Source organism: Pseudomonas sp. UBA6753 (assembly GCF_002453565.1).
GTDB lineage: Bacteria > Pseudomonadota > Gammaproteobacteria > Pseudomonadales > Pseudomonadaceae > Aquipseudomonas > Aquipseudomonas putida_Z.
This window is the reverse complement of sequence record NZ_DKHD01000018.1, coordinates 1-24,313: the sequence shown is the minus strand read 5'-3', so window position 1 is coordinate 24,313 and position 24,313 is coordinate 1. Positions and strand designations below refer to the sequence as shown.

The following is a 24,313-nucleotide window of genomic DNA, read 5'->3' as shown; positions in this document are numbered from 1 at the left end:
GCCGCGAAAGGGCCAGCACAGGCAGCAGAGATAATGGCTCACTGCACCTGCTGCGGGGTTTCCTCGCCCATGCAACGCACCGCGCGCTTGCGGTTGTCCACCAGCACCCCGGTCAGGCCTTTCTGCTGGGTGTCGAACAGCACCAGCACGCCATCGACGCACTGGGCCACTTGTGGTGCCGGGTCCAGCGAGACCTTGTAGTCCTCGCCGGGGATGGTCTTGAGCATGGTGAAATCCTGCAGCAACAGGGCATCCTCGGGCTTGGCGAAATGCAGGTAACCGTAGTACCACAAGGCCCCCACCGTCACGATGATGCTGCCGACACCGGTCAGGATCAGCGGGATGGCGTTGCGTTCTTCACTCATTGCTTGTTCTTCTCGTCAGGGTAATTGGGCACTTCGGCCAGCCGCCGCAGGCCGTTGAAATGGCTGGGGTCGTCGAGGAAACGCAGCATCACCTGGCGCCAGGTCGGGTCGGCGAAGGTCTGCACGTGGCCACCACGGGTCAGTTGCAGCACCCGCGGCGCTGGCGCGTGCTGGTACAGGCGGATGCCGTTGTCCATCGGCACCAGGGTGTCGTCGATGCTGTGGAAGAACAGCTTGGGCGGGCTGCTCAGCTGCTCGATCGAGCGGATCGCGCTGTCACCGTCCGGCACCAGCCACGACAGCGGCACCTGCAGCGGCCAGGTCATCCACGAGGTGCTGAGGGCAAAGCGCCCGACCGCACGGTAACTGGCCGGCACACCGTCGAACACCAGGGCACTGAAACGCTGGCGCTGCTCCGGGTGGGCCGCCAGGTAGTGAATGGCCATGGCCCCGCCAAGGCTCTGCCCCAGCAGTACCAATGGCTTGCCCTTGACCTCGGGAGCCTGCTCCAGCCAGGCCATGGCCGCGGCGATGTCCTGGTACACCTCGGGCAGGCTCGGCTCGCCCTGGGACAGGCCATAGCCGCGGTAATCGATCATCAACACCTGGTAGCCCTGCTCCGGCAGCCAGTAGCTGCCGCCCAGGTGCCCAGGCAGGTTGCCGCCATTGCCATGCAGGTGCAGCACCGTGCCCTTGACCTCGACCCCGGCCTTGGCCGGCAGCCACCAGCCGTGCAGGCGGATGCCATCAGCAGTGGTCAAGGTGACATCGCGGTACTCGAGCCTGGCCCGCTCGGGCGTGAACGGCTGGCCGCGCTCGGGATAGAACAGCAGGCTGCTGCAACCGCCCAGGCCCAGCAGGATCAAACCCAGGGCCAGCAGGCGGCAGCATTCAGAGAATGTTCGCGTAATCGGCTTCAATGCGGTCCAGGCTCAGGTGGTTGAGGAAGTTGGAGAAGCACATCCAGGCCGACAGCGCGTTGAGGTCGCGGAATTGCTCGGGCAGGTACTTGGGCGGCTCGACCAGGCCTTCCTCGACCAGCTGTCGCAGGGTACGCATGTCTTCCAGGGTGGTCTTGCCACAGAACAGCAACGGGATCTGTTCGAGCTTGCCCTTCTTCACGGCCAACTGAATGTAGTTGTAAACCATGATGAAGCCTTTGAGGTAGGACAAGTCCTTGGTAAATGGCAGGCCATTGGGCACCGACCCACGGAACACCCGGCTGGCGTTGCTGTAGCTCTGCGCCATCTCGAACCCCTGCTCGCGGAAGAAGTTGTAGATCTGCATGAAATCGGCACCCTCCTCGACCATGTGGATGGCGCGGGTGCGATTGGTGAGCTTGCGCAGGCGGCTGGGGTAGGAGGCGAAGGCGATCACCTCCATGAGGATGGCCAGGCCTTCCTGGGTCACCGTCGACGAGGGCGGGCCCTTGGCCAGGAAGGTACAGATCGGCTGGTTCAGGCCGTTGAGCGTGGTGCCGACATGCACCAGCCCTTCGTGCACCTCCAGGGCGCGCACGTCACGGGAGTTGAACATGGCGTCGGCACGCACCTTGATGTAGTCGGCCCCGGCCGCGGCATCGGCGACGATGCCGTCGGACTCGAACACACGGATGGTCTCCTCGGCCTCGCCAAACACCTTGTTCAGCCGGTGCTGGAGGATTTCCACGGCCTCCTTGGCGGTGAGGTTCTTCGGTTCGTCCTTGAGGTCGCCACGGCCATCGATGTTGTTCAGGTAGTCCGACAGCATCAGGCCGAGGTCGGCCAAGGTCGGATCACCGGCGTGGAAGGCATCCGAGGCAGCGCCGTACAGCTCCTGGGAGATCAGGCCGAAATCCTCGGTGCCGCGCGCTTCGAGCATGCGCACCACCATGCGGTATTCGCGGCACATGCGCTTCATTATCTGCCCGACCGGGTTGAACTGGCCGAGCTGGCGAATGATGTCGCGCTCGATGCCCTGGAACTCGGCCTTGACCGCGCTGGAATCGAACGCCAGCGGGCGCGACTGGTAGTAAGCACGGTCGACGGCCGGCGGCTCCTTGCCCTTGGCCTTGAGGAAACCCTGGCGGATGTTGTCGTCCCACTTCACCGCGTCCAGAACCCGGATCGGGGTCTGTGCCGCAACGATGCGGTCGGACAGGGCACGGATGGTTTGCTGGTATTCGTCCACCGAGGACTCCTTTCTAGTACAAGAAACCTGTACCGGCCTCTTCGCGGGCTCGCCCGCTCCCACAGGAGCGGCGCCACAGCCGAGAGCAGCGCTGTACCTGTGGGAGCGGGCAAGCCCGCGAAGAGGCCGGCACAGGTAATTACTTGCCGGAGCGCTGGAACCGCGCCACTTCAACGAACAGGTCGGAGTTGGCCGGGTCGTCCAGGTACGCCAGCACCCGCGCCGACGGGCTGTCGATCAGCACACCGTCGCCGTTGTCTTCCGGCACCTCGGTGCTGCGCCCGGTCAGCTCCTTCTTGTCCACCGCCTGCTGCACCTGCTCGACATCCAGGTTATAGACCACCAGTTCCTTGCCATCGACGATATCGAAACCGCCGATCAGGAAGTTGCCACCCAGGCGCTTCGGCACGCCAGCCGACAGGTACCAGCGGTTACCGTGGCGCGACACGGTGAACGCGTATTCCTCGGGGGCCTTGCCCTTGGCCGTGGCCACTGCCTTGTAGGCATCGCCGCCGCTACGGCTGATTACCAGCTTCAGCGGCTCGCCCCAGGCGTCCTTGCTGCTCCACTTGCCGAGCAGGGCCTTGGGCGCCGCCTGGTTGCTCGGCAAGGGCTCGTGGAAGGTCACCAGACAACCGCCCAGCAGCAGGAATGACAAAGTCAACAACACCACACGCCAGGCTTTCATCAGGTTCTCCTTGAAAAGTCGGTCTCGGCTCAGGCCGATGCCAGCACCAGCTGCAGGTATCGGCTAAGCATAGCGAGCATCTGCCCATCGGCTTGCGCGTTCGCATCCTTGAGCAGGCCCTGATATTCCATCTGCTCGATAATCGCCGTCAACATTTGGGCGTCCTGTTCCGGTTGCTGCGAGCCCACCACCTGCAGCAATTGGCGGGTGCCATGCAGCAGGATCTGTTCATGGGCGCACACCAGTTGAGCCAGGCGCGGGCAAAGCAGCGCCTCCTGGCGGAAGGCCTGCTCGGCCATCAGGAAGTCGCGGCGGTTCAGCAGTTGCCGCTGCACGTAGTCGGCTGTCATGCGCGCTACCTCGTCAGCCAGGCGTGCCCGCGCCTGTGGGCTGCCGTCACCCTCGGCCAGCAACTGGCGCAACACCACCTCGGTATTGGCCCACAGCTTGGCCATGTAGGCCGCGCTGCGTTCGACGTACTGGGCGAAGGTATCGGTGAGCAGGTCCTCGATGTCCTTGAAGTAGTAGGTGGTGGCCGACAGTGGCACACCGGCCTCGGCGGCGACGGCGCGATGGCGCACACCGCGTACGCCATCGCGCACGACAATGCGCATGGCGGCGTCGAGGATCAGTTGGCGACGCTGCTCGCTGCCCTGGCGGGCAGTCTTGCGGCCTTGGTATTGCACGCTTTCGGCGACGGCGGTGGCGATGCCGGCGGCGCCCTGGTGAGGCATTGCGGGTGTCACGGGGTGTACCTCATGGACAGTGTTTCGTCAGTGCCCGCGAAGAGGCCGGTACTGACAACATGCAGCTTCAGGCAAGAAAAAGCCGCCTCGAAAGGCGGCTCGTTCAATTCACTCAGGCCTGCGGACGCATGTGCGGGAACAGGATCACGTCGCGGATCGACGGCGAGTTGGTCAGCAGCATCACCAGGCGGTCGATGCCGATGCCTTCACCAGCAGTCGGCGGCATGCCGTACTCCAGGGCGCGAACGAAGTCGGCGTCGTAGTGCATGGCTTCGTCGTCACCGGCGTCCTTCTCGGCCACCTGGGCCAGGAAGCGCTCGGCCTGGTCTTCGGCATCGTTGAGCTCGGAGTAGGCGTTGGCGATCTCGCGGCCACCGATGAACAGCTCGAAACGGTCGGTAACAGCCGGGTTGTCGTCGTTGCGACGGGCCAGCGGCGACACTTCGAACGGGTACTCGGTAATGAAGTGCGGCTGCTCAAGCTTGTGCTCGACCAGCTCTTCGAAAATCATCACCTGCAGCTTGCCCAGGCCTTCGTGGCCCAGCACCTTGGCACCGGCCTTTTTGGCGATGTCGCGGGCGCGATCGACGTCCTGCAGGTCGGCAGCGGTCAGCTCCGGGTTGTACTTGAGGATCGAGTCGAATACCGACAGGCGGGCGAACGGCTCGCCGAAGTGGAACACCTTGTCGCCGTACGGCACGTCGGTAGTGCCCAGTACCAGCTGCGCCAGCTCGCGGAACAGTTCCTCGGTGAGGTCCATGTTGTCGCGGTAGTCGGCGTAGGCCTGGTAGAACTCGAGCATGGTGAATTCAGGGTTGTGACGAGTCGAAACGCCTTCGTTACGGAAGTTGCGGTTGATCTCGAACACCTTCTCGAAGCCACCAACCACCAGGCGCTTGAGGTACAGCTCCGGCGCAATGCGCAGGAACATGGCCATGTCCAGGGCGTTGTGGTGGGTTTCGAACGGCTTGGCCGCAGCACCACCCGGGATGGTTTGCAGCATCGGCGTTTCGACTTCGAGGAAGTCGCGCTCGATGAGGAACTTGCGGATGTGCGAGATCACCTGCGAACGCACACGGAAGGTGTGGCGGGTTTCTTCATTGACCATCAGGTCGACGTAACGCTGGCGGTAGCGCTGCTCGGTGTCGGTCAGGCCGTGGTGCTTGTCGGGCAGCGGGCGCAGCGACTTGGTCAGCAGGCGCACGTTGGTCATTTCGACGTACAGGTCGCCCTTGCCGGAACGGGCCAGGGTGCCTTCGGCGCTGATGATGTCGCCCAGGTCCCAGGTCTTGACCGCGGCCAGGGTTTCTTCCGGCAGGGTCTTGCGGTTGACGTAGACCTGGATACGGCCGGTCATGTCCTGAATGACCATGAACGAGCCGCGGTTGAGCATGATGCGGCCGGCAACCTTGACCGGAATCGCTGCAGCTTCCAGTTCTTCCTTGGTCTTGTCCGCATACTGCTTCTGCAGGTCGTTGCAGTAGCTGTCGCGACGGAAGTCATTGGGGAAGGCATTGCCCTTCGCGCGCTCGGCGGCAAGCTTTTCCTTGCGCAGGGCGATCAGGGCGTTTTCTTCCTGTTGCAGGTCTTGCGCTTCGGTCTTGAGGTCGCTCATTTCGTCATTCTTTCCATCAGGTGTTCGGTGCCCCTTTCGGGCAGGGCACGCGATACCGGCCCCAGGCCAGGTACCGCGGCGGTTGTGTGCGGTTTACAGCCCCTGCTTGAGGCTCGCTTCCAGGTACTGGTCGAGGTCGCCGTCCAGCACCTTCTGGCAGTCGCTGCGCTCGACACCGGTACGCAGGTCCTTGATACGCGAGTCATCCAGCACGTAGGAGCGGATCTGGTGGCCCCAGCCGATGTCCGACTTGCTGTCTTCCAGCGCCTGCGAGGCGGCATTGCGCTTCTGCATTTCCAGCTCGTACAACTTGGCCCGCAGCATTTTCATGGCGGTGTCCTTGTTGGCGTGCTGGGAGCGTTCGTTCTGGCAAGCCACCACGGTGTTGGTCGGTACGTGGGTAATACGCACCGCCGAGTCGGTGGTGTTCACGTGCTGACCACCGGCACCGGAGGAACGGTAGGTGTCGATACGCAGGTCGGCCGGGTTGATCTCGATCTCGACCTTGTCGTCGATCTCGGGCGACACGAACACCGCCGAGAACGAGGTGTGGCGACGGGCACCGGAGTCGAACGGGCTCTTGCGCACCAGGCGGTGCACGCCGATCTCGGTGCGCAGCCAGCCGAAGGCGTACTCGCCCTTGATATGCACGGTGGCGCCCTTGATGCCGGCGACTTCACCTTCGGAAAGCTCGATGATGGTGGCATCGAAACCACGCTTGTCGGCCCAACGCAGGTACATGCGCAGCAGGATGTTGGCCCAGTCCTGCGCCTCGGTACCACCGGAGCCGGCCTGGATGTCCAGGTAGGCGTTGTTCATGTCCATCTCGCCGCTGAACATGCGACGGAACTCGAGCTGGGCCAGTTTTTCTTCCAGGCCTTCCAGTTCGGTCACGACGTCGCCGACGGCGCCTTCGTCATTTTCCTCGACGGCCATGTCGAGCAGGTCCTGGCAGTCGGCCAGGCCGCCGGACAGCTTGTCCAGGGTCTCGACCACCTGTGCCAGCATGGCACGTTCGCGGCCCAGGGCCTGGGCGTACTCGGGCTTGTTCCAGACGTTGGGGTCTTCCAGCTCGCGGTTGACTTCGATCAGGCGGTCATGCTTGTGATCGTAGTCAAAGATACCCCCGAATGGACTGGGAACGCTCGGTGAGGTCCTTGATGGTGTTCAGGATCGGTTGGATTTCCATGGGCTGGCTACTCGCACGAATTCGGTGAAAAGCCTGCGAGTATAACCGAGTCCGCCGCAGGGCGGCAGACCCGCCGGGCGGTAGAAGTGGTGTCGGCAGAATGAGGTGAACGCCTGCCCCGGCCTATCGCCGGCAAGCCAGCTCCCACAGGTACAGCGCAGGTCTCAGGCATGCGCTGTACCTGTGGGAGCTGGCTTGCCGGCGATGAGGCCCTGTCAGGCGATGCCAACCTGGTTGCGCCCGCCATTCTTGGCCTGGTACAGGCCTTTGTCCGCAGCCGAGATCAGTTGCCGGCTATGGCTGCCGATGGACGGAGTCTGGGTGGCCAGGCCAATGCTCACGGTCAGATACGAGTCGGGCACCGGCGCGGTGTGCGGGATGCCCAGGCCGAGCACGGTCTGGCGCAGCTTCTCGGCCACCAGGCGTGCCCCGCCCGGCGTGGTGTTGGGCAATACCAGGACGAATTCCTCGCCACCATAGCGCGCCGGCAGGTCGGTCGGCCGCGAGCACGAGCCGCGGATCGCCTCGGCCACCTGGCGCAAGGCCTCGTCACCGGCCAGGTGGCCAAAGCTGTCGTTATAGGCCTTGAAGTAGTCCACGTCGATCATCAGCAGCGATAACTGCTGCTGCTCACGCATGGCCCGGCGCCACTCCAGTTCCAGGTACTCGTCGAAGTGGCGGCGGTTGGACAACCCGGTCAGGCCATCGGAGTTCATCAGCCGCTGCAGCATCAGGTTGGTATCGAGCAGTTGCTGCTGGCTGACGCGCAGGGCGCGGTAGGCCTCGTCGCGCTGCAACAGGGTCAGGTAGGAACGCGAGTGATAGCGGATGCGCGCCACCAGCTCGATGGTGTCCGGCAGCTTGACCAGGTAATCGTTGGCCCCGGCAGCAAAGGCCGCGCTCTTGACCAGCGGGTCTTCCTTGGTCGACAGGACGATGATCGGGATATCCTGGGTCGCCGGGTTGTTGCGGTATTCACGCACCAGGGTCAGCCCGTCCAGGCCAGGCATGATCAGGTCCTGCAGAATCACCGTGGGCTTGATGCGCACGGCCTGGGCCACCGCCTGGTGCGGGTCGGCGCAGAAGTGGAAGTCGATGTTCTCTTCATGGGCCAGGCCACGCCGCACCGCCTCGCCGATCATGGCCTGGTCGTCGACCAGCAGCACCATCGCCGAGTTCTCGTTGGGGGTCGTGAAACCTTCGATCGGTAAATCATTCATACCTGTTCACCCGATCACTGCCGGCCTGGCGGCGTGATTCAATACACTTCGTCATTTTGCGAAAAATTCCATCAAGCGCCCGGCTATGCGTTCCAGCGGGCGGATTTCCACTGCGGCATCGATGGCCGCAGCGGCCTTGGGCATCCCGTACACCGCACTGCTGGTCTGGTCCTGGGCAATGGTCAGGAAGCCCTGCTGGCGCATCAGCTTCAGGCCCTGGGCACCATCGCGGCCCATGCCGGTAAGCAACACACCCACCGCATCGCCGGTCCAATAGCGCGCCACACTCTCGAAGAACACATCGATCGAGGGCCGGTAAATTTCATTGACAGGTTCGGCAGTGTAGGCCAGTTGGCCGTTCTGTAGCAGGCGGATGTGGTGATTGGTGCCGGCCAGCAACACCTGCCCCGGCTGCGGCGGCTCGCCTTCACGGGCCAGGCGCACCGGCAGCCCGGCAGCGCTGCTGAGCCATTCGGCCATGCCCGCGGCAAACACCTGGTCCACATGTTGGACCAGCACGATGGCCGCCGGAAACGCCGCCGGCAGGCCCTGCAGCAACACTTCCAGCGCCGCCGGGCCACCTGCCGACGAGCCGATCGCCACCAGGCCGCGGCGCTGGGAAGCCTCGCGCAGCGGCGTGGCCACCGGGCGGGCGGCGGGCGCACGCTGCTGGCCGATCAGCCAGCCGATATTGAGGATTTTGCGCAGCAGTGGCGCCGCCGCTTCACGGGGATCGCCCGCGCCCAGCGCCGGCGTGTCTACCACGTCGAGGGCGCCGTAGCCCATGGCCTCGAACACCCGGTGCACGTTCTGCTTGCGGTCGACCGTGACGATGACGATGGCGCATGGGGTTTCGGCCATGATCCGCCGGGTAGCCTCGACGCCATCCATGACCGGCATGATCAGGTCCATGAGGATCAGGTCTGGCTGCTGCTCGGTGCAGCGCTGCACCGCCTCGGCGCCATTGCTGGCCACCCATACAACCTCGTGCGCCGGCTCCAGGGCGACCGCCCGGCGCAGCGCCTCCACGGCCATGGGCATGTCGTTGACGATGGCGATCTTCATCCCTGAGCACCTCCGATCAGCTCAACCACAGCATCCAGCAACGCATCGTCATGGAAACTGGCCTTTGCCAAATAGTAGTCGGCGCCGGCATCCAGGCCACGCCGTCGGTCTTCCTCACGGTCCTTGTAGGACACCACCATCACCGGCAGCGATTGCAGGCGCTGGTCGCGGCGCACCAGGGTTACCAGCTCGATGCCGTCCATGCGCGGCATGTCGATGTCGGTGATCAGCAGGTCGAAGTCCTCGCCACGCAAGGCATTCCAGCCGTCCATGCCATCCACCGCCACGGCCACGTCGTAGCCACGGTTGCCGAGCAGCTTGCGCTGCAGTTCACGCACGGTCAGCGAATCGTCGACCACCAGGATGCGCTGGCGCGCCACGCCACGGGCGCCGCTGCTGCCGCGTTCGATGCGTTCCAGGCTGCCGGTGCTGAGCAGTTTCTCCACAGAGCGCAGCAGGTCCTCGACATCGACGATCAGCACCACCGAGCCATCGTCGAGCAAGGCGCCGGAAGAAATGTCCTGCACCTTGCCCAGCCGTGGGTCGAGCGGCATCACCACCAGCACCCGCTCGCCCACCAGCCGCTCCACGGCCACGCCGTACAGTTGCTCGCGCTCGCGGATCACCACTACCCGCAGGCTGCTCTCCTGCGTTTGCCCGGCCGGGCGGTTGAGCAGTTGGCTGGCCGCCACCAGGCCGATGTGCCGGCCTTCGTGCCAGAAGTGCTGGCGCCCCTCGATCTGCACGATCTCTTCGGCGCTCACTTCCAGCGTGCGTTCGATATGGGCGAGCGGGAAGGCATAGGCCTCGCCGCCCACCTCGACCACCAGGCTGCGCACCACCGACAGGGTCAGTGGCACCTGCAGGTGAAAACGGCAGCCCTGCCCGGCCAGCTGGGTCAGCTCGATAGAACCGCGCAGTTCACGGATCATGTGCTGCACCGCATCCAGGCCCACGCCGCGCCCGGACACCTCGGTGACCTTGTCGCGCAGGCTGAAACCGGGCAGGAACAGGAACGTCAGCAACTCTGCCTCGCTCATCCGCGCCACTGTGTCGGCGGGCGACAGGGCACGCCCGACAATGCTGCTGCGCAGGCGCTCGAGGTCGATGCCGGCACCGTCGTCGATCAGTTCCAGGCTTAGCATTCCGGCCTGGTGCGAGGCCCGCAGGCGGATCACCCCCTCCTCCGCCTTGCCCGCCAGCAGGCGCCGCTCGGGCAGCTCGATGCCGTGGTCGACCGCATTGCGCAACAGGTGGGTCAGCGGTGCTTCGAGCTTTTCCAGCACATCGCGGTCGACCTGGGTCTTTTCCCCTTCCACCAGCAGCCGCACCGGCTTGCCCAGCGAACGGCCAAGGTCGCGCACCATGCGGCTCTGGCCGGTCAGCACATCGGCAAACGGCCGCATCCGGCAGGCCAGCGCGGTGTCGTACAGCAGTTGTGCGCGCTGGCTGGCCTGCCAGCCGAACTCGTCCAGGTCGGCAGCCTGCTGCTGCAGGATCTGCTGGGTTTCCGCCAGCAGGCGCTGGGTCTGTGCCAGGGCTTCGAGCACCTCGCTGCTCTGGCCACTGTCCTCCAGTTGCATGCGCAGGCCATCAAGCGCCTGCATGCCCTGGCCGTGCATGCGCTTGAGGCGCTGCAGGGTGGCCAGGTAAGGCTTGAGCCGCTGGGTTTCCACCAGCGACTTGCTGGACAGGTCGAGCAGGCTGTTGAGGCGGTCGGCGGTGACCCGCAGCACCCGCTCCGTACCTTCGCCGGTGCGCTTGCCGGCCTTGCGACGTGGGGCCTGCTCGGGCTCGGGCTCAGGCTCCAAGGGTTCGACAGGCAGCGGCAAAGGTTCGGCTTGCACGGTTTGCACCGGCGCTTCCGGCAGCGCTGGCACGGCTGGTGGCGCGGGGGGCACGGCTGCTGCCCCCGGGTCGAGCAGGTTGGCCATTTGCGCAAGGAACACCGGCAGGGTCGCCTGCGCCCCGGCATCGCCAGGCGTGGCGATGCGCATCAACAGGTCGGTGCCTTGCAACAGGGCATCGATATGCTCGGCACTCAGCCGCAGGCGGCCCTCCTGAGCGGCCACCAGGCAGTCCTCCATGACGTGGGCGACGCTGACGCCAGCGTCCACCCCGACAATCCGCGCCGCGCCCTTCAGCGAGTGGGCCGCGCGCATGCAAGCCTCGAGCTGGTCGGCCTGCGTGGGATTACGCTCCAGCGCCATCAGGCCGACGCTGAGCACCTGGGTCTGCGCCTCGGCCTCCAGGCTGAACAGTTCGAGCAACGATGCGTCGCGCATTTGCTCTGGGGTCATGACAGGCTCCGCTGCACGGCAGACAGTAAGTGTTGATCGTCCAGCACCCGCACGCTGCGGCCACGCCATTGCAGGACCGCTGCGGTGAAGTGGGAGGCGTCCTGGCCGCTGCCCAGCAACAGCGGGTCGAGCCGGTGAATGCCGTCGATTTCCTCGACCGCCATCACCACCGGCCCGCCATCCGCAGCCAGGATCAGCATGCGTGGCATCGCCCGGCCGCTACGTTGCTCGGCAGCGCTGGCCTGCACACCCAGCAGGTCGGCCAGTGACAGGCACGGCACCAGCGCACCGCGCACGTTGGCCACCCCCTGCAACACCCGCGAGCGCTGGTGCGGCAGCGAATGCACCGCCTGCAGCGGGGCAATTTCGGCCAGGCAGGCGGTGGCCAGCGCCAGCCACTCTTCGCCCAGGCGGAACAGCAGCATGGAGCGGCCGGTGTTTTCCTCGACCGGTGGCGCCGCGGCAGCCTGGTGGTCCTGCATCAGCGCGTAGCGGTCGAGCAGGCGTGTGGCCGCTGCGGCATATACCTCGCAGTTGCGGCAGTGAACGTGACGTTCCAGCAGCGGGCACTGCTTGTCGCCGTGCACGCCAATGCGGTTCCAGCAGTCGTCGATGTGCGCGTCATCCTCGGCGAGCAATTGCATCGCGGATTCCTTCATCGTTCAGACTCCCTGCCAACCCGTGCGGCGCGCTCCTGCAGGCGCCGGGCACCGGCAAGGTCGCCCTGGGCCGCCAGCAAGGCCGCCAGGTGCACCAGCGCCTCAGGGTGCTGCGGTTCCAGGTACAGGGCTTTGCGATAGTGGGTCAGTGCCTGCTGCGCATCGCCTTCGGTATCGCTGAGCAGCCCCAGCCAGTAGTAAACCTGCGCCGAAGGCGCGAACTGGCCCAGGTAGCGCTGGCATTCGGCACGGGCTTGCTCGCTGGCGCCGGCATTGGCAAGCCGGGCAATGCTGGCCAGCAACTCGCTTGCCTCCTCGCGCTTGTGCTCGCGCGCCGGCGCTGGCTTGGCAGCCACGGGCAGCACTCGCAGTGGGCGCGGTGACGACGCTGCGCTCGGTAACGGATAGCCTGGCTTGGCCGGTGCTGGCGATGTGCGCCGCAAGGGCTGGACCGGGGGCGTAGCCAGCGCAGCGCCGCCACCCTCCTGGCGCACGTAGGCGAACGACTGGGCAATCCCCAGCGGGCGCATGCCCAATCGCGCCAGCAAGCTGCCTTCGGCCGGGCCGATGAACAGCACACCCTGTGGGTGCAACAAGCGCTTGAGCACTTCGAACACCCGTTGTTGGGTCGGCACGTCGAAATAGATCAGCAGGTTGCGACAGAACACGAAGTCGTACAGGCCATCGCGGCTGGCCAGCGCCGGATCGAGCACGTTGCCCACCTGCAGGCTGACTTGCTCGCGCACCCGCTCATGCAGGAGGTGGCCTTCTTCGAGGGCATCGAAGTAACGCTCGCGAAAGCCCAGGTCGCTGCCACGGAAGGCATTGCGCCCGTACACGGCCTGCCCGGCCTTGGCCACGGAACTGGGGCTGATGTCCATGCCGTCGATCATGAACGCCCCCGGCGCGATACCGGCATCGAGCAAGGCCATGGCCAACGAATAGGGTTCCTCGCCTGTCGAGCAAGGCAGGCTGAGCAGGCGCAGCGGGCGCGCCCCGGCCAGCTCGGCCAGGCGCTTGTGCGCCAGGCTGGCCAAGGCGGTGAAGGACTCGGGGTAACGGAAGAACCAGGTTTCCGGGACGATGACCGCTTCGATCAGCGCCTGTTGCTCATCCATCGACTGCTGCAGGTGCAGCCAGTAATCATCCAGGTCCGCAGCGTTCACGGCCACGCAGCGCTGGCGCAGCGCACGCTCGACCATGGGCGCGCCCACCGACTCCACGTCCAGGCCGATGCGTTCGCGCAGGAAGCGGAAGAAATGCTGTTCGTTCATGTCGGCATCCCTGTCGGATCATCCGCGTACAGCAACTCGTGCACGGCATCGGGCAGCAGGTCGTTGACTTCGATGCGCTGCAACAAGCCCTGCTCATCCTGACGCACCGGACCCAGGTACGGGGCCTCAGCGCTGTCCACGCCATACGGCTGGAACTCGTCGGGGTGGCAACGCAGGGTTTCGGTGGCCTGCTCCAGGATCAGGCCAAGCTGCAGGCCACCTCGGTAGTGCACCAGCACCAGGCGGGTACTGGTGCGCTGCGCCGCCGGCTGGCCGAAGCTCAATGCCGCCAGGTCGACCACCGGTACCAGCAGGCCCCGGTGTGCAAGGATGCCTGCGACCCAGGCAGGCGCCTTGGCGATCGGCTTGAGCGGCTGGCGCGGCAGCACCTCGATCACCTCGTGCACGCTCAGGGCAAAGCGTTGCTCCCGGATGCGAAACTGCAGGTACAACGCCCCCTTGGCGTTGACCGCCCGCGCGGCGCGCGGTTGCAAGTCGTTCATCGCAGTCAGACTTTGAAGCGCGACACGCCGCCACGCAGGCCAGCGGCCACCTGGCTCAGCTCATCGATGGCGAAACTGGCCTGGCGCAGCGATTCGACCGTCTGGGTGCTGGCATCGCTGAGCTGGGCCAGCGCCTGATTGATCTGCTCGGCACCGGTGGCCTGGGCCTGCATGCCTTCGTTGACCATCAGCACGCGTGGGGCCAAGGCCTGCACCTGGTGGATGATCTGGCTGAGCTGTTCGCCCACCTGCTGCACTTCGAACATGCCGCGGCGCACTTCTTCGGAAAACTTGTCCATGCCCATGACCCCGGCCGACACCGCCGACTGGATCTCGCGCACCATCTGCTCGATATCGTAGGTGGCCACGGCGGTCTGGTCGGCCAGGCGGCGCACTTCGGTGGCTACCACGGCAAAGCCGCGGCCGTACTCGCCGGCCTTTTCCGCTTCGATGGCAGCGTTGAGCGACAGCAGGTTGGTCTGGTCGGCGACCTTGACGATGGTCACCACCATCTGGGTGATGTTGCTGGCCTTTTCGTTGAGGATGCCCAGCTTGGCGTTGACCAGGTCGGCGGCGCCCATCACCTGGTGCATGGTTTCTTCCATGCGTGCCAGGCCCTGCTGACCGGAACCGGCCAGGCTGGAGGCCTGGTCGGCGGCCGAGGTGACCTCGGTCATGGTGCGCACCAGGTCACGAGAAGTGGCGGCGATTTCCCGCGAGGTGGCGCCGATTTCGGTGGTGGTGGCGGCCGTTTCGGTGGCGGTGGCCTGCTGTTGCTTGGAGGTTGCGGCGATTTCGGTCACCGAGGTGGTCACCTGCACCGACGAACGCTGGGCCTGGGCCACCAGGTTGGCCAGGGCCTCGGCCATTTCGTTGAAGCCGCTTTCGATGGCGCCGAATTCGTCCTTGCGGTCCAGGCTCAGGCGCATGCTCAGGTCGCCCGAGCGCAGTTTGTCGAGGGCATGGACAATGCGCTGCATGGGCGCGGTGATGGCGCGCATCAGCAACAGGCCGCAGATACCGGCGGCGATGATCGCCAGCAGCAGCGAAACTATCATGCTGCCTTTGGCCGTGCTTACGGCGCCGACGATCTCGTTGGTGTCGGTGTCGGCGGAGGCGCGGTTGTGCTCGATCACTTCGTTCAGGTGCTTGCGGCCTTCGAGCCAGGCTGGGGTGAGCACATCGGTGATCAACCGCTGGGCTTCCGCATAGTTGCGCTGTCGATAGGCTTCCAGCACCTGGTCGACGATCTTGAGGTAGGCAACTTCCATCTGGATGAAGGCGTCGAAGCGCGCCTGGTCGTCATCATCCTGAATGGTGCCCTGGTAGCTGGCCATGTGCTCTTTCAGGCGGTCCTGGAAGCTCTTGAACAGCTCCGCGTCGGCCGAGGTGAATTCGCGGTGATTGGACAGCCCCACCAGCTGCTGGCTGGTGACGTAACTGTCGACCCAGGCACTGCGGATCATCGAGCTGTAGTAGAGGCCGGGAATGCTGTCGGTCCCCACTGCCTGCTCGGCAGATGCGATGGTCACCAACCGCGAGTAGGCGGCCACGATCATCAGCAGCATGATGGCGATGATCACGGCGAAACTTGCCAGGATCCGTTGGCGCAAGGTCCAGTTCTTCACATTCAGCCCTCAGGAATTCACAACGAGCGGGAAAAATCGCCGAAGTATAGCCCAGGCGCCCAGCGCTCATGCGGCTGAAATGTGGGGTGACCAGGTAACCTTGCCGACAGACCGGTCATTTGTGCCCAACGCCATTGGGGCCGCTGCGCGGCCCATCGCCGGCAAGCCATGTGCGATCCCTGTGGGAGCCGGCTTGCCGGCGATCGGCTGCAACGCAGCCCCCATCACTGGCCGGCGGCAAGCCTTGCCTGGCTTTCCAGTTCCTGACGCAGGGCCGGGTCCAGGCGCAGCTGGCGGGCCAGTTCGTCCAGGTAGGCGCGCTCCATGAAGTTTTCCTGGTCGACCATCATCACGCTGGCCAGGTACATCTCGGCGGCCATTTCCGGCGTTTGCGCGGCACGGGCCACTTCGGCCGGGTCCAGCGGCTTGTTCAGCTCGGCATGCAGCCAGTGCTGCAACTCGCGGTCGTTGTCCAGGCGGGTGAATTCACCCTCGATCAGCGCACGCTCGCGTTCGTCGATATGGCCATCGGACTTGGCCGCCGCCACCAGCGCCCGCAGTACCGCCTGGCTGTGCAGCTCGGCCTGGGCCGGCGGCAGGCGGTCGACGGTCTGTGGCTCGGTGGCGGCCACCTGCTGGCGCGCCTGCCAGTTGCCGTAGGCCTTGTAGGCCAGCACACCGAGCGCGGCCAGGCCGCCATAGGTGAGGGCCTTGCCGCCATATTTGCGGGCCTTCTTGTTGCCCAGCAGCAAACCCATGGCGCCCGCCGCCAGGGCGCCGCCACCGGCACCGGAAAGCAGGCTGCCAAGGCCGCCGGCACTGGTGCCTGGCTTGCCAGCGCTGCCCTTGCCGGCCTGGCTGGCGAGCAAGTCCTGGCCGGACTTGAGCAACTGGTCGAGCAATCCCCGGGTATTCATCAAACGGTCTCCACGTTGGCCAAGGGAGCCGTCAGGTTAAGCCCTGCCCGCCCGATCGCCATGGGGGGATTTGCTTCCGGATGTTGCATTGGCTGGCAAAAAGCCAACTAGACTCGATATCGCCAATACCGCGCTAACCGCACCACGCTCATGACGATCGCTTCACGGCTTGCTTGATGACTGCCCCGACCAAAATCTCCAAGAAGAGGGAACACCATGTCAGTGCACAAGACCGCATTGCTCGGCGCAACCGCCTGCGCCGTGCTGGCCAGCGCCAGCCTGCAGGCTGCCGAACCGCCCAAGGCCCTGGGGCCCGGCGAGGGCCGCCTGGACATCGTCGCCTGGCCCGGCTACATCGAGCGCGGTGAAAGCGACAAGGCCTACGACTGGGTGACCGGCTTCGAGAAGGAAACCGGCTGCAAGGTCAGCGTCAAGACCGCCGCCACCTCGGACGAGATGGTCAGCCTGATGACCAAGGGCGGCTACGACCTGGTCACCGCCTCGGGCGATGCCTCGCTGCGGCTGATCGCGGGCAAGCGGGTACAGCCGATCAACACCGCCTTGATCCCCAACTGGAAGAACATCGACCCACGGCTGCAGAACGGTGGCTGGTACGTGGTCGACAAGCAGGTCTACGGCACCCCTTACCAATGGGGGCCGAACGTGCTGCTGTACAACACCGACGTGTTCAAGCAGGCGCCCACCAGCTGGGGCGTGCTGTTCGAGCCGCAGAACCTTCCCGACGGCAAGCCGAACAAGGGCCGCGTGCAGGCCTACGATGGGCCGATCTACATCGCCGATGCGGCGTTGTACCTGAAGGCGGCCAAGCCGGAGCTGGGCATCCAGGACCCGTACGAGCTGAGCGAAGCGCAGTACAAGGCCGTGCTGGAGCTGCTGCGCCAGCAGCAACCGCTGATCCACCGCTACTGGCATGACGCCACGGTGCAGATGAGCGACGTGAAGAACGAAGGCGTGGTTGCCTCCAGCTCCTGGGGCTACATGGTCAATGGCCTCAAGGCCGAGAAGCAGCCCGTGGCCTCGACCATTCCCAAGGAGGGCGCGACCGGCTGGGCCGACACCACCATGCTGCACAGCGAGGCCAAGCACCCCAACTGTGCCTACAAATGGATGGACTGGTCGCTTCAGCCGAAAGTACAGGGTGATGTGGCGGCCTGGTTCGGTTCGTTGCCGGCGGTGCCGGCGGCCTGCACCGGCAGCGAGCTGCTGGGGGCCGAGGGCTGCAAGACCAACGGTTTCGACAACTTCGACAAGATCGCCTTCTGGAAAACCCCGCAGGCCCAGGGCGGCAAGTTCGTGCCGTATAGCCGCTGGACCCAGGATTACATTGCGATCATGGGCGGGCGCTGAGGTTACCTGAATGCCTGTGCCGGCCTCTTCGCGGGTGAACCCGCTCCCACAGGTTCATCACCACCTGTAAGGGTGGTGCTTTACCTGTGGGAGCGGGCATGCCCGCGAAGAGGCCAGCACAGGAGTAAGCCAGTTGTCCGGAGCCTATGCATGCCCTTAGCCGTCCAGTTCACCCAGGTTTCCCGCACCTTCGGCGAGGTCAAGGCCGTCGACCAGGTCAGCATCGACATCATCGATGGCGAATTCTTCTCCATGCTCGGCCCCTCTGGCTCGGGCAAGACCACCTGCCTGCGCCTGATCGCAGGCTTCGAGCAACCCACCAGCGGTTCGATCCGCATCCACGGTGTCGAGGCTGCGGGCGTACCGCCCTACCAGCGCGACGTCAACACCGTATTCCAGGACTACGCCCTGTTCCCGCACATGAACGTACTGGACAACATCGCCTACGGCCTGAAGGTAAAAGGCGTGGCCAAGGCCGAACGCCACAGCCGCGCCGAAGAAGCCCTGGCGATGGTGGCCCTGGCTGGCTACGGCGCACGCAAGCCAGCGCAGTTGTCCGGTGGCCAGCGCCAGCGCGTGGCGCTGGCCCGCGCGCTGGTCAACCGGCCACGGGTACTGCTGCTGGACGAGCCGCTTGGCGCGCTGGACCTTAAGTTGCGCGAACAGATGCAGGGCGAGCTGAAAAAGCTGCAGCGCCAGCTGGGCATCACCTTCATCTTCGTCACCCACGACCAGACCGAGGCGCTGTCGATGTCCGATCGCGTCGCAGTGTTCAACCGCGGCCGTATCGAGCAGGTCGACACCCCGCGCAACCTGTACATGCAGCCTGCCACCACCTTCGTCGCCGAATTCGTCGGCACCTCCAATGTGGTGCGTGGCGAACTGGCCATGGCCCTCAATGGCAGCCCGGCGCCCTTCTCCATCCGCCCCGAACACATCCGCCTCGGCGACCCGGCCACAGCCGGCCAGCACGTCCAGGTCAGCGGCCAGCTGCGCGATATCCAGTACCAGGGCAGTGCCACCCGCTACGAGCTGCAACTGGACAGCGGCCAGCTGCTGGCGGTGAGCCAGGCCAACGACCGCTGGCAGGCGCAAGCACAGGCCTGGCAACCCGGGCAACGGATACAGGCGCACTGGCCCCGCGAAGCCATGACGGTGCTGCAGGAAACCGAGGGCCGCTGACATGAGCACACTGCGCGGCCTGTCCAACCTGCTTTACCGGCGCCCCAACCTCTACCTGGCCCTGCTGCTGATCCCACCGCTGACCTGGTTCGGCGCGATCTACCTGGGTTCGCTGCTGAACCTGCTGTGGCAGGGCTTCTATACCTTCGACGACTTCACCATGGCGGTGACCCCGGACCTGACCCTGGGCAACTTCGCCGCGCTGTTCAACCCGTCGAACTTCGACATCATCTTGCGCACCTTGGGCATGGCGCTGGCGGTGTCGCTGGCCAGTGCGGTACTTGCCTTCCCCATCGCGTACTACATGGCGCGCTACACCAGCGGCAAGACCAAGGCGTTTTTCTATATCGCGGTGATGATGCCGATGTGGGCCAGCTACATCGTCAAGACCTACGCCTGGACCCTGCTGCTGGCCAAGGGTGGCGTGGCCCAATGGTTCGTCCAGCAACTGCACCTGGATACCCTGCTGCAAACGGTGCTGGCGGTGCCGGGCGTGGGCGGCAGCACGCTGTCGACTTCGCACCTGGGGCGCTTCATGGTGTTCGTGTACATCTGGCTGCCGTTCATGATCCTGCCGATCCAGGCCTCGCTGGAACGCTTGCCGCCATCGCTGCTGCAAGCCTCGGCAGACCTCGGCGCCCGGCCCGGGCAAACCTTCGTGCAGGTGATACTGCCGCTGTCGATCCCGGGCATTGCCGCCGGCTCGATCTTCACCTTCTCGCTGACCCTGGGCGACTTCATCGTGCCGCAGCTGATCGGCCCACCCGGCTACTTCATCGGCAGCATGGTCTATGCCCAGCAAGGGGCGATCGGCAACATGCCGATGGCCGCCGCGTTCACCCTAGTGCCGATCGTGCTGATCGCGGTGTACCTGTCCATCGTCAAGCGACTGGGGGCCTTCGATGCACTCTGAAAAAGCCTCGACCGGGCTGCGCCTGGCGGCCTGGGGCGGCTTGCTGTTCCTGCACTTCCCGATCCTGATCATCTTCCTGTATGCCTTCAACACCGAAGACGCGGCGTTCAGCTTCCCGCCCAAGGGCTTTACCCTGAAGTGGTTCGCCGTGGCCTTCGCCCGGCCCGATGTGCTGGAAGCGATCAAGCTGTCACTGCAAGTGGCCTGCCTGGCCACGCTGATCGCCCTGGTGCTCGGCACGCTGGCCTCGGCGGCGCTGTACCGGCGCAGCTTTTTCGGCAAGGAGAGCATTTCGCTGATGCTGATCCTGCCCATCGCCCTGCCCGGCATCATCACCGGTATCGCCCTGCTCTCGGCGTTCAAGACCCTGGGGATCGAGCCCGGGGTTTTCACCATCGTGGTCGGCCATGCCACGTTCTGCGTGGTGATCGTCTACAACAACGTGATCGCTCGCCTGCGGCGTACTTCGCAGAGCCTGATCGAAGCCTCGATGGACCTGGGCGCCGATGGCTGGCAGACCTTCCGCTACATCATCCTGCCCAACCTCGGCTCGGCGCTGCTGGCCGGTGGCATGCTGGCCTTTGCCCTTTCGTTCGACGAAATCATCGTCACCACCTTCACTGCCGGCCACGAACGCACCCTGCCGATCTGGCTGCTCAACCAGCTCAGCCGCCCGCGCGACGTGCCGGTGACCAACGTGGTCGCCATGCTGGTGATGCTGGTGACCATGCTGCCGATCCTTGGCGCCTATTACCTGACCCGTGGCGGTGAAAGCGTCGCGGGCAGTGGCAAATGACCCTGGAGGAGTCCCCGATGCAAACGCAGATGCTGATCAATGGCCAGCTGGTCGCTGGCGAAGGCCCGGCCTGGACCGTGCTCAACCCGGCGCTGGGCAGTGCCCTGGCGCAGATCAACGAAGCCAGCGAGGCCCAGGTGGACAGCGCCGTGCGCGCCGCCGACCAGGCCTTCGACAGCTGGTCGCAAACCACCCCCAAGGAACGCTCGCAAGCCTTGCTGGCGCTGGCCGACGCTATCGAAGGCCATGGCGATGAACTGGCCCGACTGGAATCGCAGAACTGCGGCAAGCCGCTGAGCGCCGCGCTGAATGACGAGATCCCGGCAATTGCCGACGTGTTCCGCTACTTCGCCGGTGCGGCGCGCTGCCTGGGCGGCTCGGCAGCCGGCGAGTACCTGCCGGGGCATACTTCGATGATCCGCCGCGACCCGCTGGGCGTGGTGGCCTCGATCGCACCGTGGAACTACCCGTTGATGATGCTGGCGTGGAAGATCGCCCCGGCCCTGGCTGCCGGCAACACGGTGGTGATCAAGCCCTCCGAGCTGACCCCGCTGACCGCCCTGCGCCTCGGCGAACTGGCCCAGGACCTGCTGCCACCGGGGGTGCTGAACATCCTCTTCGGCCGTGGCCAGACGGTCGGCAACCCGCTGGTCAACCACCCCAAGGTGCGCATGGTGTCGCTGACCGGCTCGATCCCCACCGGCGCTCACATCATCAGCGCCACCGCCGACAGCGTGAAACGCATGCACATGGAACTGGGCGGCAAGGCCCCAGTGCTGGTGTTCGACGATGCCGACATCGATGCTGCCATCGACGGCATCCGTACCTTCGGCTTCTACAACGCCGGCCAGGACTGCACCGCCGCCTGTCGGCTGTACGTGCAGGATGGCATCTACGAGCGTTTCGTCGAACGCCTGGGGGCCGCAGTGGCCAGCCTAAAGCCAGGCCTGCAGGAAGCCGAGGACACCGAACTGGGGCCACTAATCAGTGCCCAGCACCGCGACAAGGTCGCAGGGCTGGTGCAACGGGCCATCGCCCAGCCGCACATTCGCCTGGTGACCGGTGGCAAGGCGATTGATGGCGACGGTTTCTTCTTCGAACCGACCGTGCTGGCCGATGCCCTGCAGGATGACGAAATCGTGTGCAACGAAGTGTTCGGCCCGGTAGTGTCGGTGACCCGCTTCAACGACGAAGCGCAGGCACTGGAATGGGCCAACGACTCCAACTACGGCCTGGCCTCATCGGTATGGACCCGCGACACCGGCCGCGCCCACCGCCTGGCGGCGCGCCTGCAGTATGGCTGCACGTGGGTGAACACCCACTTCATGCTGGTCAGCGAAATGCCCCATGGCGGGCAGAAGCATTCGGGGTATGGCAAGGACATGTCGATGTATGGACTGGAGGACTACACCTGTGTGCGGCATGTGATGATCAAGCACTAGTCCAAGGTTGAATCTACTGGCCTCTTCGCGGGCTTGCCCGCTCCCACAGGTACATCACAGCCCTTGAGGTTTGTGATGTACCTGTGGGAGCGGGCAAGCCCGCGAAGAGGCCAGTGCAGGTAAAACCTAGTCCCGCAGGTCCGACTCGTGAATCGGGTTGGCCCGGCTGGTGGCGCGCTGGTATTGCGCCGGCCAGGTAGCTTTGTTGCCGCCCAGGTCGTCGTCGGCATGCAGCGGCCAGTACGGGTCGCGCAGCAGTTCGCGGGCGAGGAAGATGATGTCGGCCTGGCCGGTGCGCAGAATGTGCTCGGCCTGGGCCGGTTCGGTGATCATGCCCACGGTGCCGGTGGCGATTTCCGATTCCTTGCGCACACGCTCGGCGAAGCGCGTCTGGTAGCCCGGGCCGGTGGGGATTTCGGCGTTGACCGAGGTGCCGCCGGAGGACACGTCGATCAGGTCGACGCCCAAGCCACGCAGGCGGCGGGCCAGTTCGACGGTTTCATCCGGGTTCCAGCCGTCCTCGACCCAGTCGGTCGCCGATACCCGCACGAACAGCGGTAACTCGGCAGGCCAGACCTTGCGCACGGCCTCGACCACCTGCAGGGTCAGGCGGATGCGGTTTTCGAAGCAACTGCCGTACTCGTCGCGACGCTGGTTGCTCAGCGGCGACAGGAACTGGTGCAACAGGTAGCCATGGGCGGCGTGGATTTCGACCACCTTGAAACCGGCCTTCAGGGCGCGCTCGGTCGAGGCGACGAAGGCGGCGATCACCTGCTGGATTTCATCTTGGTTCAATTCACGCGGCGCGGTGTGCTGCGGGTCGAAGGCGATCTTCGACGGCCCTACCGGCTGCCAGCCGCCCTCTTCGAGCTTGACGCTGCCTTGCTTGCCCAGCCACGGGCGATAGGTGCTGGCCTTGCGCCCGGCGTGAGCCAGCTGGATACCGGGCACGCCCCCCTGGGCGGTGATGAAACGGGTGATGCGTTGCAGCGGGGCGATCTGAGCGTCGTCCCACAGGCCGAGGTCTTCAGCGGTGATGCGGCCATCGGCGGTCACCGCCACGGCTTCAGTGATTACCAGGCCAGCACCACCCACGGCGCGGCTGCCTAAATGGACGAGGTGCCAATCGTTGGCCAGACCATCGACGGCGGAATACTGGCACATCGGCGAAACGGCGATGCGGTTGGGCAGGGTCAGCTGACGCAGGGTGTAAGGCTCGAGCAGCAGGCTCATGAGGGCACCTCCCAAGGACTCCAATGGTGATCCGGCCCGGACACTCAATTGCACGTCCCTGGCCCAGGTCCGGTCATAACTTCAGACTAGACCAGAATGGTTGGGGGGGAGGTTCCATGGGATTTCAGGTGGGATGCGAGGGGTTTGGATCGAGGGTGATGTCGCCTATGAGATCGCTCTCAAGGCAGTTACCTGGGAGCCCTGAGCTCCGCTACCGGCAAGCCCTCCGACAGGCATTTCAGATATCCCCTACGAGTCGGATCTGGTGATACCTGACCTGAGGAAATACCCTACATGTTCTGTCGACAGGCGTCTGATTGTTCCTGGAAACACTGCTACTTAGTCTTTTCAGGTCGCTGAAACCCAGCGATGCGGGTGTGGAAACCCGGTCAACCTTCAAGTTCCTGTCGTAATGGCAGCTGTGTGCGGGAGGCCGTTTGGCCTACCGGGTTCCTTGAAGGCCGGTTTTCCACCCTGCATACAGTTGCCGCCCTTCGTGTGGAAACGGCGGTGGCAACTCCTTTAACCTTCAAGGAATTGCTAGAAAAATGACTACAGAAGACACCCAGTTCACCGTCGGCAAGACCACTTTCTTTCAGGGTGAAAACCAGACCCACCCATTATTTCGCATCGAAGCGGGCATTCCGTGCCGAGACGCCCGCGATCAGGCTTCGGAATTGATGGGCTATGTGCGGGAGTTGACCATCGTCGGGCTGATGGATGAGAAACCCATGATGATCTGGGCTGCGCACTATCTCAGTGCAATGGCCAAGGCACTGATGGATGATGCCGAGTTAGGTATGGCGCGCTGAGTTTGGTGTGATCATCGATCGTACCTAGAGCACATTCGCAGCCCGCCGCAGAGCATTGTGGGAGCGGGCGTGCCCGCGAAGCAGGCGACGCGGTGGATGGCACCGGCTTCGCCGGTGTTCGCGGGTGAACCCGCTCCCACAGGTACAGCGCGAGCCTTGAGCCCGGTGCAGGCCCTGTGGGAGCGGGCATGCCCGCGAAGCAGCGACTCGGTGGATGGCACCGGCTTCG

22 protein-coding genes are annotated in these 24,313 nt (G+C 64.9%); 6 read left to right on the top strand and 16 right to left on the bottom strand.

Annotated features, from left to right (window positions below):
- Window positions 1-38: 38 nt before the first annotated feature.
- The 15 genes from B2790_RS07385 to B2790_RS07315 form a co-directional block, all read right to left on the bottom strand.
- A complete protein-coding gene (locus B2790_RS07385; RefSeq protein ID WP_003252219.1) occupies window positions 39-365 on the bottom strand; it encodes a hypothetical protein in 327 nt (108 codons plus the stop codon).
- On the bottom strand, window positions 362-1,285 hold the full coding sequence (locus tag B2790_RS07380) for an alpha/beta hydrolase (protein WP_286101150.1): 924 nt from the start codon (window positions 1,283-1,285) through the stop codon (window positions 362-364). Before B2790_RS07380 ends, B2790_RS07385 begins: the two co-directional genes overlap by 4 nt.
- A complete protein-coding gene (locus B2790_RS07375; RefSeq protein ID WP_013971219.1) occupies window positions 1,257-2,534 on the bottom strand; it encodes a flavohemoglobin expression-modulating QEGLA motif protein in 1,278 nt (425 codons plus the stop codon). The genes B2790_RS07380 and B2790_RS07375 overlap by 29 nt, the downstream gene beginning before the upstream one ends.
- Before the next feature lie 139 nt (window positions 2,535-2,673).
- Window positions 2,674-3,222 (bottom strand): hypothetical protein, encoded by a 549-nt coding sequence (locus tag B2790_RS07370; RefSeq protein WP_286918548.1) that lies wholly within the window; start codon window positions 3,220-3,222, stop codon window positions 2,674-2,676.
- A 29-nt stretch (window positions 3,223-3,251) separates the two neighbouring features.
- Window positions 3,252-3,956 (bottom strand): TetR/AcrR family transcriptional regulator, encoded by a 705-nt coding sequence (locus tag B2790_RS07365; RefSeq protein ID WP_025337938.1) that lies wholly within the window; start codon window positions 3,954-3,956, stop codon window positions 3,252-3,254.
- Window positions 3,957-4,080: 124 nt separating this feature from the next.
- On the bottom strand, window positions 4,081-5,583 hold the full coding sequence (gene lysS / locus B2790_RS07360) for a lysine--tRNA ligase (protein WP_013971217.1): 1,503 nt from the start codon (window positions 5,581-5,583) through the stop codon (window positions 4,081-4,083).
- A gap of 93 nt (window positions 5,584-5,676) precedes the next feature.
- Window positions 5,677-6,772, bottom strand: a protein-coding gene (gene prfB / locus B2790_RS07355; RefSeq protein WP_108480361.1) for a peptide chain release factor 2 whose coding sequence is annotated in 2 segments (ribosomal slippage) — window positions 5,677-6,699 and window positions 6,701-6,772 — 1,095 coding nt in all. Because the reading frame shifts where the segments join, the coding sequence is not laid out codon by codon here.
- Between the two features lie 215 nt (window positions 6,773-6,987).
- Entirely contained in the window at window positions 6,988-7,992 is a 1,005-nt protein-coding gene (gene wspR, locus B2790_RS07350; RefSeq protein WP_085618259.1) for a Wsp signal transduction system regulator diguanylate cyclase WspR, read from the bottom strand.
- A gap of 51 nt (window positions 7,993-8,043) precedes the next feature.
- Window positions 8,044-9,057, bottom strand: a complete 1,014-nt coding sequence (gene wspF, locus B2790_RS07345; protein ID WP_286918547.1) for a Wsp signal transduction system protein-glutamate methylesterase WspF — start codon at window positions 9,055-9,057, stop codon at window positions 8,044-8,046.
- Window positions 9,054-11,357, bottom strand: a complete 2,304-nt coding sequence (locus B2790_RS07340) for a hybrid sensor histidine kinase/response regulator (protein WP_286918546.1) — start codon at window positions 11,355-11,357, stop codon at window positions 9,054-9,056. Before B2790_RS07340 ends, wspF begins: the two co-directional genes overlap by 4 nt.
- On the bottom strand, window positions 11,354-12,016 hold the full coding sequence (locus B2790_RS07335; RefSeq protein WP_137163114.1) for a chemotaxis protein CheW: 663 nt from the start codon (window positions 12,014-12,016) through the stop codon (window positions 11,354-11,356). Before B2790_RS07335 ends, B2790_RS07340 begins: the two co-directional genes overlap by 4 nt.
- Complete coding sequence (locus B2790_RS07330; protein ID WP_286918545.1) at window positions 12,013-13,290, bottom strand: CheR family methyltransferase; 1,278 nt, start codon at window positions 13,288-13,290, stop codon at window positions 12,013-12,015. The genes B2790_RS07335 and B2790_RS07330 overlap by 4 nt, the downstream gene beginning before the upstream one ends.
- Window positions 13,287-13,793 (bottom strand): chemotaxis protein CheW, encoded by a 507-nt coding sequence (locus B2790_RS07325; protein ID WP_286918544.1) that lies wholly within the window; start codon window positions 13,791-13,793, stop codon window positions 13,287-13,289. Before B2790_RS07325 ends, B2790_RS07330 begins: the two co-directional genes overlap by 4 nt.
- A 5-nt stretch (window positions 13,794-13,798) precedes the next feature.
- Window positions 13,799-15,421 (bottom strand): methyl-accepting chemotaxis protein, encoded by a 1,623-nt coding sequence (locus B2790_RS07320; protein ID WP_274079225.1) that lies wholly within the window; start codon window positions 15,419-15,421, stop codon window positions 13,799-13,801.
- Between the two features lie 224 nt (window positions 15,422-15,645).
- Window positions 15,646-16,338, bottom strand: a complete 693-nt coding sequence (locus tag B2790_RS07315) for a tellurite resistance TerB family protein (protein WP_286918543.1) — start codon at window positions 16,336-16,338, stop codon at window positions 15,646-15,648.
- Window positions 16,339-16,554: 216 nt separating this feature from the next.
- Between B2790_RS07315 and ydcS the strand changes: the two genes are divergently transcribed.
- The 5 genes from ydcS (at window position 16,555) to B2790_RS07290 (ending at window position 22,039) form a co-directional block, all read left to right on the top strand.
- On the top strand, window positions 16,555-17,706 hold the full coding sequence (ydcS, locus tag B2790_RS07310) for a putative ABC transporter substrate-binding protein YdcS (protein ID WP_075043954.1): 1,152 nt from the start codon (window positions 16,555-16,557) through the stop codon (window positions 17,704-17,706).
- A 150-nt stretch (window positions 17,707-17,856) separates the two neighbouring features.
- On the top strand, window positions 17,857-18,888 hold the full coding sequence (locus B2790_RS07305) for an ABC transporter ATP-binding protein (RefSeq protein WP_274079223.1): 1,032 nt from the start codon (window positions 17,857-17,859) through the stop codon (window positions 18,886-18,888).
- 1 nt (window position 18,889) lies between these two features.
- On the top strand, window positions 18,890-19,801 hold the full coding sequence (locus B2790_RS07300; RefSeq protein WP_274079222.1) for an ABC transporter permease: 912 nt from the start codon (window positions 18,890-18,892) through the stop codon (window positions 19,799-19,801).
- The gene (locus B2790_RS07295; RefSeq protein ID WP_025337926.1) at window positions 19,791-20,597 is read left to right on the top strand and encodes an ABC transporter permease; all 807 of its coding nucleotides are present in this window, start codon (window positions 19,791-19,793) and stop codon (window positions 20,595-20,597) included. Before B2790_RS07300 ends, B2790_RS07295 begins: the two co-directional genes overlap by 11 nt.
- Before the next feature lie 17 nt (window positions 20,598-20,614).
- Window positions 20,615-22,039 carry a gamma-aminobutyraldehyde dehydrogenase gene (locus tag B2790_RS07290; RefSeq protein WP_286918542.1) on the top strand — a complete coding sequence of 475 codons (1,425 nt, stop codon included), beginning with the start codon at window positions 20,615-20,617 and terminating at the stop codon, window positions 22,037-22,039.
- 126 nt (window positions 22,040-22,165) lie between these two features.
- Here the strand turns inward: B2790_RS07290 and B2790_RS07285 are convergent, their stop codons facing one another.
- Window positions 22,166-23,272, bottom strand: coding sequence for an NADH:flavin oxidoreductase/NADH oxidase (locus tag B2790_RS07285; RefSeq protein WP_286918541.1), 1,107 nt, complete (start codon window positions 23,270-23,272; stop codon window positions 22,166-22,168).
- A 548-nt stretch (window positions 23,273-23,820) separates the two neighbouring features.
- Between B2790_RS07285 and B2790_RS07280 the strand changes: the two genes are divergently transcribed.
- Complete coding sequence (locus tag B2790_RS07280) at window positions 23,821-24,084, top strand: DUF3077 domain-containing protein (protein ID WP_025337923.1); 264 nt, start codon at window positions 23,821-23,823, stop codon at window positions 24,082-24,084.
- Window positions 24,085-24,313 lie beyond the last annotated feature (229 nt).